11 protein-coding genes, 4 tRNA genes and 1 other annotated feature (1 of these 16 cut by a window edge) are annotated in these 13,992 nt (G+C 48.4%); all 15 genes read left to right on the forward strand.

Features of this window, described 5'->3' with window-relative positions; translation table 11 throughout:
* The first annotated feature begins 39 nt into the window (after positions 1 to 39).
* The 15 genes from K6T99_00945 (at position 40) to lon (ending at position 13,900) form a co-directional block, all read left to right on the forward strand.
* A complete protein-coding gene (locus K6T99_00945; GenBank protein MCL6518377.1) occupies positions 40 to 1,668 on the forward strand; it encodes a protein kinase in 1,629 nt (542 codons plus the stop codon).
* A 2-nt stretch (positions 1,669 to 1,670) separates the two neighbouring features.
* Positions 1,671 to 2,936: a hypothetical protein gene (locus K6T99_00950; GenBank protein ID MCL6518378.1), complete on the forward strand. Its 1,266-nt coding sequence runs from the start codon at positions 1,671 to 1,673 to the stop codon at positions 2,934 to 2,936.
* A gap of 75 nt (positions 2,937 to 3,011) precedes the next feature.
* Positions 3,012 to 4,109, forward strand: a complete 1,098-nt coding sequence (gene hisC / locus K6T99_00955; protein MCL6518379.1) for a histidinol-phosphate transaminase — start codon at positions 3,012 to 3,014, stop codon at positions 4,107 to 4,109.
* A 44-nt stretch (positions 4,110 to 4,153) separates the two neighbouring features.
* Positions 4,154 to 5,203, forward strand: a complete 1,050-nt coding sequence (gene aroF / locus K6T99_00960) for a 3-deoxy-7-phosphoheptulonate synthase (protein ID MCL6518380.1) — start codon at positions 4,154 to 4,156, stop codon at positions 5,201 to 5,203.
* Positions 5,190 to 6,080: a prephenate dehydrogenase gene (locus K6T99_00965; protein MCL6518381.1), complete on the forward strand. Its 891-nt coding sequence runs from the start codon at positions 5,190 to 5,192 to the stop codon at positions 6,078 to 6,080. Before aroF ends, K6T99_00965 begins: the two co-directional genes overlap by 14 nt.
* Positions 6,081 to 6,176: 96 nt before the next feature.
* Positions 6,177 to 6,845 (forward strand): (d)CMP kinase, encoded by a 669-nt coding sequence (cmk, locus tag K6T99_00970; GenBank protein MCL6518382.1) that lies wholly within the window; start codon positions 6,177 to 6,179, stop codon positions 6,843 to 6,845.
* Between the two features lie 34 nt (positions 6,846 to 6,879).
* Positions 6,880 to 7,110: a type II toxin-antitoxin system HicB family antitoxin gene (locus K6T99_00975; GenBank protein MCL6518383.1), complete on the forward strand. Its 231-nt coding sequence runs from the start codon at positions 6,880 to 6,882 to the stop codon at positions 7,108 to 7,110.
* Between the two features lie 224 nt (positions 7,111 to 7,334).
* Positions 7,335 to 7,410, forward strand: a tRNA-Arg gene (locus K6T99_00980).
* A 148-nt stretch (positions 7,411 to 7,558) separates the two neighbouring features.
* A tRNA-Lys gene (locus tag K6T99_00985) sits at positions 7,559 to 7,634 on the forward strand.
* Positions 7,635 to 7,653: 19 nt separating this feature from the next.
* Positions 7,654 to 7,737: transfer RNA gene (locus tag K6T99_00990), tRNA-Leu, on the forward strand.
* A 90-nt stretch (positions 7,738 to 7,827) separates the two neighbouring features.
* Positions 7,828 to 7,902: transfer RNA gene (locus tag K6T99_00995), tRNA-Gly, on the forward strand.
* Positions 7,903 to 8,062: 160 nt separating this feature from the next.
* Positions 8,063 to 9,367 (forward strand): trigger factor, encoded by a 1,305-nt coding sequence (tig, locus tag K6T99_01000; GenBank protein MCL6518384.1) that lies wholly within the window; start codon positions 8,063 to 8,065, stop codon positions 9,365 to 9,367.
* A 112-nt stretch (positions 9,368 to 9,479) separates the two neighbouring features.
* Positions 9,480 to 10,067, forward strand: a complete 588-nt coding sequence (clpP, locus tag K6T99_01005; protein MCL6518385.1) for an ATP-dependent Clp endopeptidase proteolytic subunit ClpP — start codon at positions 9,480 to 9,482, stop codon at positions 10,065 to 10,067.
* A gap of 43 nt (positions 10,068 to 10,110) precedes the next feature.
* On the forward strand, positions 10,111 to 11,376 hold the full coding sequence (gene clpX / locus K6T99_01010; GenBank protein MCL6518386.1) for an ATP-dependent Clp protease ATP-binding subunit ClpX: 1,266 nt from the start codon (positions 10,111 to 10,113) through the stop codon (positions 11,374 to 11,376).
* Between the two features lie 103 nt (positions 11,377 to 11,479).
* Complete coding sequence (lon, locus tag K6T99_01015) at positions 11,480 to 13,900, forward strand: endopeptidase La (protein MCL6518387.1); 2,421 nt, start codon at positions 11,480 to 11,482, stop codon at positions 13,898 to 13,900.
* Positions 13,889 to 13,992 (forward strand) — a binding site (T-box leader); it runs 239 nt beyond the window's last position. Its footprint overlaps the gene before it by 12 nt.

A 13,992-nucleotide genomic window follows, 5' to 3' on the forward strand; every position in this document is an offset into this window, starting at 1 on the left:
TTCTGCTAGGGTAAAAGGAAGCATGGATGGTATTCACTTGTGGCTACGAATACACTTGAGCATTACCAAATTGTTCGCGAGATTGGAAGAAGCAATGATATAGTCTACGAGGCGATAGATACGAGAATCAACCGCCGCGTAGCGCTGAAGGAACTTGTCATACCTCCAAACCTCACAGGCCAGCAGAGAAGAGAACGAATAGAGCGGTTTTACCGCGAAGCACGCGCCGCAGGGTCGCTTACACATCCAAATATCGTAACTATCTACGAGGCTGGTGAAGACCAGGGCAGGCATTTTATTGCCATGGAATATCTGGAGGGTCAGTCCCTGCGCAACATCCTCGAAATCGAAGGCCAAATTTCTGTTGACCGCACCGTTGAAATAATCTCTCAGGTTTGTGATGGCCTTGCTTTTGCTCATTCGAAGCGAGTTATCCATCGCGATATAAAACCCGACAATATACATGTTCTTCCTTCCGGCTTGGTCAAAATAACTGACTTCGGAATTGCTCGCCTAATGGAGGAGCCGTCATTAACTGCTAACGGCCAGGTTTTCGGTACGCCTAGCTATATGTCACCTGAGCAGATAGCTGGAAAGCAATTAGACCATCGGACGGATATATTCTCGCTTGGCATAGTGATATACGAAATGCTGACGGGAAAGAAGCCGTTCACTGGGGATTCAGTTGTTACAATTACTTACAACATTATGAACCAGGATGTTCTTATTCCGCCAACGATTCCGCCCTTCATGGCTAATGTAATTAGGCGTTGTCTTGCTAAAGACCCCAATATGCGGTATCAATCTGCTGAAGAAGTAAAGGCTGGCCTCAACTCTTCTGCATATCAACAACCAGTTGCACAGCCAGACCCATCCAGCTCTACGGTTGGAATGCCTAGTGGTTGGTATGGCGGTCCTCAGACTCCCCCAATACCTCCACTGCCAACAGGCGACCAGCTTGGTGGTTCAAAGCCAGACGATATTGTCTTGCCCAAGCTTCCATCGAAGCCGCTTCTCTCGCCCGAAGCGAAATACTTCTTAAAAGTGATGTTCGCAGTCCTTTTCGCATGCGCTGTAGTAGTCGCGTTTATTTGGGCATTTTCCGCCGCTTATCAGGGATATCAAAGACAGTTTCGCCAACAGGAGATTCAAGTGCTCTTGGATGCAGGGAAGAGGTATTTTGATTCCGAGAGTTATCTTGCTGCTATCCAGGAATGGTGCAAGGCGCTGAAATTGACAGGCGACCCAGATGTAGCCAAAGCCATTAGACGAAACATTGCGGTGTGCTATCTACGGCTTGGAAACCAAGCTGAGCAAGGCGGCGACTACTCTCGGGCGATTACGTTTTACCAGCAGGCGCTCGTTTATGATAAAGAGTACACTGATGCCCACCTTTTTCTTGGCAACTTGCTTAGGCGCGTTGGCCGAGAGAACGAAGCACTCTCTGAGTTTGAGACTGTTGTTAAGCTCGAGCCATCAAGTGAGGCGGGCTCAGTTGCAAGGCAACATGCGGCGGTCATATACGTTAGTCATGGCGACGAAGCCTACAAAAATGGCGATGTCGAAAGTGCAGTAGCATGGTGGCGCAAAGCGGTTAAGATCGCTCCTGGTACGGATATTGGGGACCAAGCCCAAGCTAGGATTGACAATGTGGTAAACGGAGGATAAGTGTGAGGAAGGGTAAATCTACCAAAAAGGCTGAAACTCGGAAAAATATTAGCCAAGAGGTACAAACTATCGTTAACCGCATTGGTGAGTTCTCAGAGCAATCTCCTGAAGAACGCATTGCAAAATTGCCAGAAATCGTTCAGGCTGTCCGCTCACTACCCTTGCTTGAAGCTGAAACAGCGCTTGTGGATGCGGCACGTAAGTGGCAAGTAGCCATACTTCCAATATTAGAATCCCTAACAAGTGACATAGAATATGCACCGGTAGCAGCAGAAGCCATGGGATTCATTCGCTCAGAAGCGGTAGTTCCAATCCTGCGGAATCTCGATAGGGCGGAGTTGCCGAAAACAATAGTGAAGTCTGCACGGCGCGCACTACACCGCCTAAAATCCTACGGTATAGCAGTAGAAGAGACACAGGAGGCGCCAAGGCCGACGCTCGCGCTGGCTGGTGGAAGGCGGATTATTAGGTCTGTAATGAGTAATATAGACGGCAGTGGCGGGCAAATCCTCTCTATTTTATTTTCAGCGCCGTTAAGTGGCACCGAGGCCGTGGAGATGGTTGCTGATGACATCGGTGGCATTAGGGATTTAGCAGGTGCTCGAATAACAAAGAGGGCGTATGATGAACATATTGCAAGCGACGCGGACAGGACCTTTGTATTCGTTGATGCTCCTGCCCCTTATATATTATTCAGAGGACGGGAATATGAAGCTATTACTGTAGCGCAAGGGAAACCATTGCCAATCGAGTATCAGTTTTATCGCGACCTATTCCGTACTCCTGGCCGAAATTATGAGCGCTCAATTGTATATGAAGAAGTCAATGCCGAGGAAATTAGTTCCGAACCTTCGCTCGTTAAGCGTGCTGGAGAGTTGTTCGAAACTCCTGCATTCCGCTCCTGGTTGATAGCAGAAGAGGATATTCAGCTACATGCAACCAAGCTCATCGAAGCCGAGGAAAGCCCTCTGATTCTTTCTGAAACGAGCCAAAGAGAAAGAATTGAACGCATTTTTCAGACAGCTATGGATGAAATCTTTACCCCAGAGGTCCGAGCAAGATATAAGCGTCGGATTGAAGAAAATGCATATGTGCTTTTAAAAACAGGATATTCGGACCTTGCGCGGGTTGCAGTTGCGTGTGCTTTAGAACTTGCCTTGGAAGACCTTCCTTCGCACGATGCTCACTTTGCTCGGGCTCTTGTCGAACGAAGCATTGGAGTATATATTGCAGCTCAAGGACGCAAGCCACGAATCTATCGAGTTTAGGGATGCATTGCTTCCTCGCTTGTCAATTCCTATTTATCTGTGCTAAACTGAACCAAATATTGTAGGAGAATACTTATGGCTATAAGTGACCTTGTTGAAGAGAATATACAGCGATTAAAACCCTATTCACCTGGTAAGCCAATTGAAGAAGTAGAACGCGAGTATGGCATCACCGATATTATTAAGCTCGCTTCGAATGAAAACCCACTTGGTCCTTCTCCGAAGGCTGTAGAAGCCATGAAGAAAGCCGTGGAGAATGTTGCATTATACCCCGATGGAAGCTGCTTCAGCCTAAAGAAAGCGCTTGCCAAGCACTGGGGCGTAAGCGAAGATGAGGTGCTTCCAGGAAATGGGTCAGATGAACTAATCCACTATATCGGCATAACGTTTCTTTCGCCGGGTGATGAAGTAATCCAAGCTGACCCGTCATTTGTGCGCTATGAATCTGCAGCAATCCTGAATAATTGCGAATGCATCATGGTACCGCTCAAGAACTTCACACATGACCTTGATGCAATGGGTGACCGAATCACCGAGCGCACGCGGCTCATATTCGTCGCAAACCCAAATAATCCAACAGGGACGGCGGTTACACAAAAAGATGCTGAACGGCTTATATCTCGGCTACCAAAACGCGTTATTGCAGTGTTTGATGAGGCCTATTATGAATATGTTGAGAGCCCAGAGTTCCCAAGGATGTTGGAGTTCGTTAAAGCTGGAGCCAATGTTATCGTGTTGCGAACTTTCTCGAAAATATATGGGCTTGCTGGCCTCAGAGTTGGTTATGCAATCGCAAGGCCAGAGATAATTCAGTGTTTGAATCAAGTTCGTGAACCTTTCAACGTGAACAGTGTTGCCCAAATTGGGGCAATTGCTAGTCTTGGCGATCCAGAACAAGTTGAACGTAGCCGACGGTGCAATTCCGAGGGCAAGCGATACTTATACCGCGAATTTGAGGAAATGGGCCTTCCATATACGCCTACTGAGGCAAACTTCGTTTGGGTAGACCTTAAACGTGATTCTCGCCAGGTGTTTACAGAGCTCCTAAAGAGAGGTGTCATTGTACGAACCGGCGATATATTTGGTTACCCAACTTACATTCGGGTTACCATTGGCACCGAGTCGGAGAATAAAAGGTTTATTGAAACTCTGCGAACAGTTCTGTTCGGTTAAGTTTAAAGTTCGAGTTTAGCTTTCAGGCTTAAGTAACAGGAACAATGATTATCATATTATCTTCTGATGCTACCGACCAAGATATAGAAAAACTAGCCGCGAGCCTCAAGGAGCGCGGTTATGGAATACATCTTTCTCGCGGCGTAGAAAAAACAATCATCGGGGCAATTGGTGCTCCCGAGGAAGATAAGCTTCTTATTATCCAGCAGATTGAAGCGCTTCCATTCGTTGAGCGCGTGGTGCCAATTCTGAAGCCCTACAAAATTGTTAGTCGTGAATTCCATCCCGAGAAGACTGTTATCAATGTTAGGGGCGTTGAGATAGGTGGGGACGAGGTTGTGGTTATGGCTGGCCCATGCTGCGTTGAAAACGAGAAGCAAGTATTGGAAACCGCCCGTGCTTGCTATCGGTCTGGTGCTCGCATTCTTCGTGGAGGTGCTTTTAAACCAAGCACCTCACCATATAGCTTCCATGGGCTTGGTGAAGATGGCTTAAAAATTCTTGACGCAGCGCGTGCTGAAACTGGCATGCCTATTATCACCGAAGTTATGGATACGCGCGATGTTGAGCTGGTAATGAGGTATGCCGATATACTTCAAGTTGGCACGCGAAACATGACCAATTTCGCTCTCTTAAAGGAAATTGGTCAAGCGCGAAAGCCTGTCATGTTGAAGCGTGGCATGTCAGCAACCGTCGAAGAATGGCTTCTGGCAGCAGAATACATTGCCGCACGAGGCAATTATGAAATCATTTTATGCGAGCGGGGTATACGAACATTCGAGACCGTTACTCGAAATACCTTTGACATAAATGCAATTCCAGCGGTTTCTGAGCTTAGCCATTTGCCCATAATTGCCGACCCTAGCCATGGTACGGGACGGTGGCAGTTTGTTGGTCCTGTTGCAAAAGCGGCAATCGCAGCAGGAGCAGATGGTCTAATAATCGAAGTTCATCCCGAACCACAGCATGCGCTAAAAGACGGGCCCCAGTCACTCAAGTTTGATACGTTCGACAAGCTGATGAAGGAATTGGTACATTTAATTCACGCTGTCGGAAGAAAACCAAGTTGGAGCGAAACAATTGAGACTAATTGATAATGTGGCAATAGTTGGTGTTGGGCTAATCGGTGGTTCGTTTGGGATGGCCCTGAAAAAACGAGGCTTGGCTGAGAGCGTCATCGGTATTGGTCGAAACCCAGAGCGGCTTCAAAAAGCTGTAGATCTTGGCGCCATAGATGAATGGATGACCGACATCAAAGCAGGAGTTCGTGATGCTGATTTAGTATACATTTCCACCCCCGTCGGTTTGGAGGTTCATTTTATTCAACAAGCGGTGATGGCGGCCCCAAATGGATGCATTATTACTGACGCCGGCAGTACGAAAGGCGAGATATGCAGGCAGGCAGATAGAATAGTTCGCAAGGATGTCCATTTTGTAGGCGGCCATCCGATGGCTGGCTCCGAAATGACGGGCGTTGAAGCAGCAAATCCCGAACTTTTTGTCAACGCGACGTATGTTCTAACGCCAACAAGCGCAACTAGTCCTGAAGCCATGGCTGTTGTCCAAAAACTAGCAGAGGCAATTGGGTCTAAAGTGATAGTTATGGATCCAGAGGCGCACGATTGGTGTGTGGCAGCAGTTAGCCATCTTCCGCATATTATTGCGGCGGCACTTGTATCCATGGCACATGAATATTCTCTAAAAAACCCTCAGGTTTTCAATCTTGTTGCCGGTAGCTTTCGTGATATGACGCGCGTAGCAAGTAGCTCGCCAGTCCTTTGGCGTGATATTTGCTTGACGAATGTTGAAGAAATTCAGAAAGCGGCTGAGAGCTTTAAACAGCATCTTACCGAAGGCCTGCGGACCTTGGAGTCAAATGACGGCGAAGCATTCATGAAATGGTTTGGTTCTGCAAAGCAGATAAGGGATAGCATATTTTGGCCACCGCAGGAGAATAAAGATTCTAGTTAATATAGGCAAATGTCATTGTGCGATTTGCCCTGCGCCCAAAAATGTTTCGAAATTATAATGTTGATTTGCAATGTTGCAATTATAAGGTAGCCCAGGATGAACAGGAGGATATCCATAGCCATTGACGGTCCGGCGGGTGCCGGAAAGACAACTGTGGCTAAAGAAGTTGCGCGTCGTCTTGGTTTGAGATATATTGATACTGGAGCAATGTACCGTGCAGTCGCCTGGAAGTCGCTCGAGAAAGGCATACCACTTTCCGATGAGGAAGCAATTGTGGATATGGTTGCCAAAGTGAAGATTGACTTTCCAATGGGCGATGGGTCCCGAATATTCGTGGACGGAAAGGATGTTTCTGAAGAAATTCGAAGTCCTGAGGTTACGCGGCTTTCTTCGCCAGTGTCGGCAATCTCGGGCGTACGAAAGCATTTAGTCGCCCAGCAAAGACGGCTAGCAAGCGGTGGCGGGGTAGTAATGGAAGGGCGCGACATAGGTTCGGTCGTCCTCCCCAATGCGGAAGTGAAAATATTCCTCACAGCATCAGTTGAGGAACGGGCAAGACGCCGATATGCAGAAATGAAAGCCGCAGGAATTTCGGTAGACATAGAAACCCTCAAGCGCGAAATTGAAGAGCGGGACCATCGTGACAGCACCAGGGCAGATAGTCCGCTGACAAAGGTCCCTGGAGCTGTCGAGATTAATTCTGATGAACTGACAGTTGACCAGGTTGTCGAGCGCATACTTGAAATTGCAAGCGCTAAATATTAACTTTCTACTTTGATCTCGCTCGGGAGGACGCAAAGTGGAAAAGTTCATTCTACCAATCGAAGTCGCCGAGCTACCAGGCGGCAGGTATGTTGCGACATGCCCACTGATAGAAGGTTGCCACGCAGAGGGTCGGACTGCCAAAGAGGCGATTGACAACATGGAAGATATAGCAAGGGGTTTGATAGAGACAAAATCGCCTTTTGCGGTTCTTGCGCATCCTCATGCCTCGCCCCCAAAAGCTCGGAATCGTTGTCCTATGCCTTGAGCATGAAGAATAACACAGGACCTTATTGGTCTCGATGTTTCTTCCTCGCTTGTTGCTGTCAGTCATTCTCTAGGCATAAGCAATAGGACAAGAGGGGAAATTTGTTGTTTTCGGAAATGCCTGGAGTGTCGTCTTCTAATGCTTAAGAAGACAAGATAAAACTAGCAACCAAAATATGAACCTTGACATTTGACCTTGTATAGAGTAAAATTTAGTTGAGCTCCGGGCCTGTAGCTCAACGGATAGAGCACCAGTCTTCGGAACTGGGTGTTGGGGGTTCGATTCCCTCCAGGCCCGCCAAGAGAGTTGTAACTTCGCTTGACAAAACTTTGCGGAGTGTGTATAATTCGCCTGTGATCTGCCGAGTCCTGCGGGCCTCTTCGGCAGGGCTAGCTGCTGAAATGCAGTTAGTAAGGCGGCAACGCCTTTTGAATTATATTGAAAATCCGGGTCGTTAGCTCAGTTGGTAGAGCAGCTGACTCTTAATCAGCGGGTCACAGGTTCGAATCCTGTACGACCCACCATTTCAGACGGTTGGCACACGGGCGAGTGGTGGAATGGCAGACACGCTAGACTTAGGATCTAGTGCCGAAAGGCGTAGGAGTTCAACTCTCCTCTCGCCCACCAAAAAGTACGAGGTATAGAGATCAAGAGAACAGCGTGTTCGATTCCCTAAAGCGCTGTGCTCGGTACTTGAATACCTTGTACACTAAGAATGCGGGAGTGGTTCAGGGGTAGAACGCCACCTTGCCAAGGTGGATGTCGCGGGTTCGAATCCCGTCTCCCGCTCCAATTTTGGTACAGAGTACAAGGTCTCCGATACTCGGGCATCCGGGCGGTCCCCGCTGTCTTTGTAAAGAGCACTTTGTGCTCTGTACTGTTTTCTTGATGCCTCGTCGCTAGGGCTTGCCCCGACGAGGTATTGTTTTGTTGGTTTTAAAGGAGATTGATTATGCAAGTTACGGTTGAGCACCAGGATGCTTGTACGACCACTTTGAACGTGGAAGTGGATGCTGAACAGGTAGCCAGGACTGTCAAGGAAGTATATAAGGAGCTTGCACAAAAAATTGACGTTCCGGGATTCCGCCGGGGGAAAGCACCTCAAGCAATTCTGGAGCGCTATATCTCGCCTGAATCTGTTCGACAAAGAGCTATCGAGGAACTAATCCCAACCGCATACGCCGAGGCGTTGAAGCAAGCCGACCTACATCCATTTGCAGAGCCTGAACTCGAAGTGGTCAAGTTCGAGATGGACAGCCCTTTCGTTTTCAAAGCCAAGGTGCCGCTTCCACCTAAGGTAGAAGTTGGAGATTACAAAGGAATTGAGGTCGAGCGACCGAAGGTTGAAGTCACGGACAAGGATGTTGAAGCCCAGCTCGAGCACCTTAGGGAGAGTCGAGCAACCTCAAAGCCGGTGGAGGACCGTGGAATCGAGAACGGCGACTTTGTTATAGCGGAAATCACATCCAGGGTCGAAGGAGAGGAGAACAGCCGGTCTACGAGGTCGATATTACATGTTGGAACAAATCTACCCGATTTTGATAAAGCAATCATAGGCATGAAGCCAGGTGAGAAGAGAACCTTCTCGCTCACTTATCCGGCTGATTTTGCCGACCCCGACCTTGCGGGCAAAAAGGCGGATTTCGACGTTACTGTCGACAGCATCCGAATTCGTGTACTGCCAGAGCTCAATGACGAGTTTGCGAAGGAGATATCAAACTTCGAAACGCTTGACCAGCTTCGTGAGGATATCAGAAGGCGCTTGGTTGAATTACGCAACCGAGAAGCCGATAGGGAGGTAGATAGCAAGATTGTTGAGCAGATTGTTTCTCGCTCAAATATCTGCTTCCCGGAGGTAATGGTCGAGCACGAAGTACGTCATGACCTCGAAGACATTGAGGAGCAAGTCAAGCGCCAAAACGCTACCATGGAAGACTATCTGCGCCAAACTGGCCAGACGGAGGAACAGTTACTGGAAAGCCTTAGAGAAGCAGCTTCCAGGCGACTCCGCGCAGGCTTAGTCCTTGGGGAGATAGCAAATAAAGAAGGCATCCAAGTCAGCGATGAAGAAGTAGAAGCTGAAATTGACCGCATCGCAACCGAGGAAAAAACTACGCGCGAGGCAGTGGTCAGTTTTCTAGACACCCAAGGAGGTGCTGAGAGTCTTCGAAATCGCCTGCTCAACCGAAAGATTTTTGAGTTTTTAAGATCAGTATCTAATATAAAAAGTGCAGAAAACAGCGCGGAAAGCACATAATCGGTAATGGGGGTAATTGGCAATTCGCTACGTTAACCCTCAATTGCCTTTCCGCGTTTCAAGTCGGGCTGCACACGCTCGATTAGCTAACCGGAAGGAGAATGAAACAAAAATGGCACTAATACCAATGGTTGTAGAGCAAACCTCTCGGGGGGAGCGGGCTTATGATATTTTCTCCCGCCTGTTGAAGGAGAGGATCATATTCATTGGCACGCCAATTGATGATGACGTATCTAACCTAGTAATCGCACAGCTTCTTTTCCTTGAGAAGGAAGACCCTGATAAGGATATTGAATTCTACATTAACAGCCCGGGCGGCCTCGTCACGGCTGGACTGGCAATATACGATACCATGCAGATTATAAAGCCTGACGTGGCGACTATCTGCGTCGGCCAAGCGGCAAGCATGGCGGCAATACTGCTTGCTGGTGGCGCAAAAGGAAAGCGATATGCTCTTCCAAACGCACGCATGATGATACATCAGGGCAGTGCCGGATTTCAGGGTACGCCTTCGGATATAGATATCCAAGCAAGGGAAATCCTTCGATACAAGGCGCTTTTGAACAGTTTGCTTGCAAAGCACACTGGACAGCCAATTGAAAAAATCGAGCGCGATACCGACCGGGATTTCTACATGTCGGCCGAGGAAGCACTGGCTTATGGCCTGATAGACGAGATTCTGGAAGGTTCAAATAGGTAAAGAGAGTCTTTGATTAAGAAAATAAGTACTGGAGGGCACGTATTTGGCACGGGTTGGATTCGAACGCGGCGAGCAACGGTGCGCTTTGTGCGGCCGGAGCCGCGAGCAAGTGCAAAGACTTATAGTAGGCCCATATGGTGGAATATGTCTGGAATGCTTGGAGCTATGTAACGAAACCATTCGGGCTGAGCTTGGGCGCCGAGAAGAATCGTTTGAGTTCGGAAGCATACCTAAGCCAAAAGACATATACCGGATTCTAAGTCAGTATGTCATAGGGCAGGAGAAGGCAAAGCGCATTCTAAGCGTAGCTGTGTACAACCACTTTAAGCGCATAAATGCACCAGTTTCCGACGTGGAATTGCAAAAGAGCAATATCCTCTTAATCGGACCGACTGGAAGTGGTAAGACACTGCTAGCACAGACGCTCGCCAAAATACTAAACGTGCCCTTTGCCATTGCTGACGCAACTTCGTTGACCGAGGCTGGCTATGTAGGTGAGGATGTTGAGAACATCCTCCTAAAGCTTCTGCAGGCAGCCGACCATGGCGATAGCCTCCAGAACACAATACGGAATGCCCAGCGGGGGATTGTCTATATAGACGAAATAGACAAAATCAGTCGAAAGTCAGACAATCCTTCAATCACACGTGATGTATCTGGAGAGGGTGTTCAGCAAGCACTACTTAAAATCCTGGAAGGAACTGTGGCGAACGTCCCTCCGCAAGGAGGCCGAAAGCATCCACAGCAGGAATACATTCAAATTGACACCACCAACATACTATTTATCTGTGGTGGCGCATTTGAGGGTCTTGACCGCATAATCGAACGCAGGCTGAGCGACCAGGCTTTGGGCTTCCGTGCCAAGGTCGAAAGCAAGAAGGAGCGCAACGTTGGCGAACTTCTCTCTCAAGTGCTTCCTGAAGACCTGCTTAAATATGGGTTTATACCGGAATTTATCGGTAGAGTTCCGGTCATCGCAACCCTTGATGCACTGGATGAACAGACTTTGGTAAGGATACTTGTAGAACCAAAGAATGCACTTGTTAAGCAATACCAAAAGTTCTTCGAGTATGATGGAGTGGAGCTAAGTTTTACGGACGATGCTCTTGCGGCTATTGCTCATGAAGCAATGAAGCGTAGTATTGGCGCACGTGCGCTCCGCGCGATTATAGAAGAAGTCATGCTAAACATTATGTACGAGATTCCGTCTGTTGGGGGCGTAAAGAAGTGTATCATTGATGCAGATGTGATTCTCGGCAAAAAAGAACCAAAGCTAATTACAATTGATGAGATGAGAGCAGCTTCGTAGAGTGCTTGTTTCGAGAGCACGAGTCTGAACCCCAAGTCAAAGGGGCTCCTTTAAAATACAAGGAGCCCCACGAGACTTTCCCTTTTTGGAAGAGGATACACGGATGGCGAAATCCCAAACAAAAGCAGGAAAAAGCAGGAGAGCAAGCAAGGAAGTTTCGCTTGAAGAGCAAACTGTTCCCTCATTGCCTGAAATACTACCAATGCTACCAGTGCGGAATGAAGTTTATTTTCCGCACATGATATTTCCACTCTTTGTCGGGCGTGCAAAGTCAATTCGCGCGCTCGATGAGGCAATGGCTAGCAATCGTTTTATTCTCCTTGTGGCGCAGAAACAAGTGGCGACCGACGACCCAGGGCCGGACGATACCTTCACCGTGGGTTTAATTGCTGAAATAATGCAGATTATGCGGGTGCCCGACGGGACGGTTCGCGTAGTCCTCGAAGGTATCGAACGTGCTAGGATTACCGAATATCTGGAAACGGAGCCATTTTTCCTGGTTAAAGTTGAGCCACTGCCAACGCAAGAGGAGTACGGCCTCGAAATAGAGGCTCTTATGCGGAGCGTAACGGCGTTGTTCGAACAAATTGTCAACGTTGGCCGAAACATTCCGCCAGAGGCGCTCGTCAACGTTGTCAACATTACCGACCCAGGTCGCCTTGCCGATGCTATCACTCCTTATCTGCCACTGCGTGTCGAATCCAAGCAGGAAATCCTAGAAAGTACATCTGTGCGCGACCGACTGGATAAGCTCAATCTCCTTCTTAAGAAGGAAGTTGAAATCCTCGAAATTCAGCGCAACATTCGAAACCGCGTTGAAAAGGAGATGAGCGACACACAGCGTGAGTTCATTCTCCGTGAGCAGATGAAGGCGATTCAGCAAGAGCTCGGCGAACATGACGAGAGATACGGCGAAATTGAGGAGTATAAAAGCAAGATAGAGGAAGCCTGCATGCCAGAAGAGGTTCGGGAGCGTGCAATGAAAGAGTTAGGACGGTTGGAGAAAATGCCGTATGCTGCTCCCGAAGGCGTTGTAATTAGAACATACCTCGATTGGTTAATCTCATTGCCGTGGAGCAAGCGCACGGAAGATAACATTGACATACAGGAAGCTGCCCGCGTCCTTGATGAGGACCACTATGGCTTAATGAAAGCGAAGGAGCGCATCCTTGAGTTTTTGGCTGTCAAGCAGCTCTCAGGAGGTATGAAAGGTCCCATTCTTTGCTTTGTTGGGCCTCCAGGAGTTGGCAAGACATCCATAGGGCGCTCGATAGCCCGGGCTCTGGGACGGAAATTCATCCGAGTCTCACTTGGTGGAATTCGGGACGAAGCCGAGATACGCGGCCATCGGCGCACATATGTCGGCTCAATGCCAGGTCGAATAATTCAAGGCATAAAACAAGCGGGTTCGCGTAATCCAGTTTTTATGCTGGATGAAATTGATAAAGTTGGAGTGGACTTTCGAGGGGATCCTTCAGCAGCGTTGCTCGAAGCGCTTGACCCTGAGCAAAACTTCGCATTCAGCGACCATTACCTTGAGGTTCCTTTTGATCTTTCAGACGTAATGTTCATAACAACCGCAAACTTACTTGATCCTATTCCACCTGCATTGAAGGATAGAATGGAAGTTATTCCATTCTCAGGGTACACCGAAGATGACAAAATAAATATTGCAAAGCAGTTTCTTGTACCCAAACAAATTGCAGAACATGGGCTGAAGCCAAAGCTTCTAAAAATCACTGATGAGGCCCTTTGCAAGATTATCAGAGAATATACTCGCGAAGCTGGCGTTAGAAATCTTGAGCGCGAGATTGCTTCTATCTGCCGCAAGGTAGCGAAAGAAGTAGCGGAAGGAAAGAATACGCAGACTAGAGTTACACCCAACAAAGTCAAGGATTACTTAGGGCAACCGAAATACCGCTATGGCATGGCAGAAGAGCATGATGAGGTTGGTGCGGCGACTGGCTTGGTTTACACCGAGTTCGGCGGAGACACAGTAAGCATCGAAGTAGGCCTTATGCGCGCCCAGGAAGGAAAGCTAATCCTGACTGGACAGCTTGGCGAAGTAATGAAAGAATCGGCGCAGGCGGCACTCTCTTATGTGCGGTCTAGGGCTGCGCAGCTTGACATCCCTGAGGATTTTCCAAATAATATGGATGTTCATATACATGTGCCTGCAGGTGCGATACCAAAGGATGGACCATCTGCTGGCATAACGATGGCAGCAGCTCTCGCATCGGCGCTAACCGGGCGGCCGGTGCGGCGTGATGTCGCAATGACCGGCGAGATTACCCTTCGCGGCAAAGTTCTTCCAATTGGCGGGCTCAAAGAAAAGGTTCTCGCAGCGCATCGCGCGGGTATACGAACTATAATTATTCCTAAGGACAACGTCAAGGACCTCGAGGACATTCCTGATTACGTTAGAGAGGAGCTAACCTTCAAGCCAGTTGAGCATGCAGACGAGGTTCTCGAGATTGCGCTTTTGAATAGCACAAAGAAACAAAAGAAAAGGGCAAAGGCTTAGAAGGGGAGGAGTATGCGGCCGCGGCCTTCAGAGAGGAAAGTGTTTGGTGCGAACTTTCCGGAATCGAGTCGCAGAACGTCGCCCCAGAGCTG

It is taken from the genome of Armatimonadota bacterium (assembly GCA_023511795.1).
Taxonomy (GTDB): Bacteria; Armatimonadota; UBA5829; order DTJY01; family DTJY01; genus JAIMAU01.

Bases quoted from the DNA above. Each gene is read 5' to 3' on its own strand.
- hisC (MCL6518379.1), top strand. From the start codon at position 3,012: ATGGCTATAAGTGACCTTGTTGAAGAGAATATACAGCGATTAAAACCC.
- aroF (MCL6518380.1), top strand. From the start codon at position 4,154: ATGATTATCATATTATCTTCTGATGCTACCGACCAAGATATAGAAAAA.
- cmk (MCL6518382.1), top strand. From the start codon at position 6,177: ATGAACAGGAGGATATCCATAGCCATTGACGGTCCGGCGGGTGCCGGA.
- tig (MCL6518384.1), top strand. From the start codon at position 8,063: ATGCAAGTTACGGTTGAGCACCAGGATGCTTGTACGACCACTTTGAAC.
- clpP (MCL6518385.1), top strand. From the start codon at position 9,480: ATGGCACTAATACCAATGGTTGTAGAGCAAACCTCTCGGGGGGAGCGG.
- lon (MCL6518387.1), top strand. From the start codon at position 11,480: ATGGCGAAATCCCAAACAAAAGCAGGAAAAAGCAGGAGAGCAAGCAAG.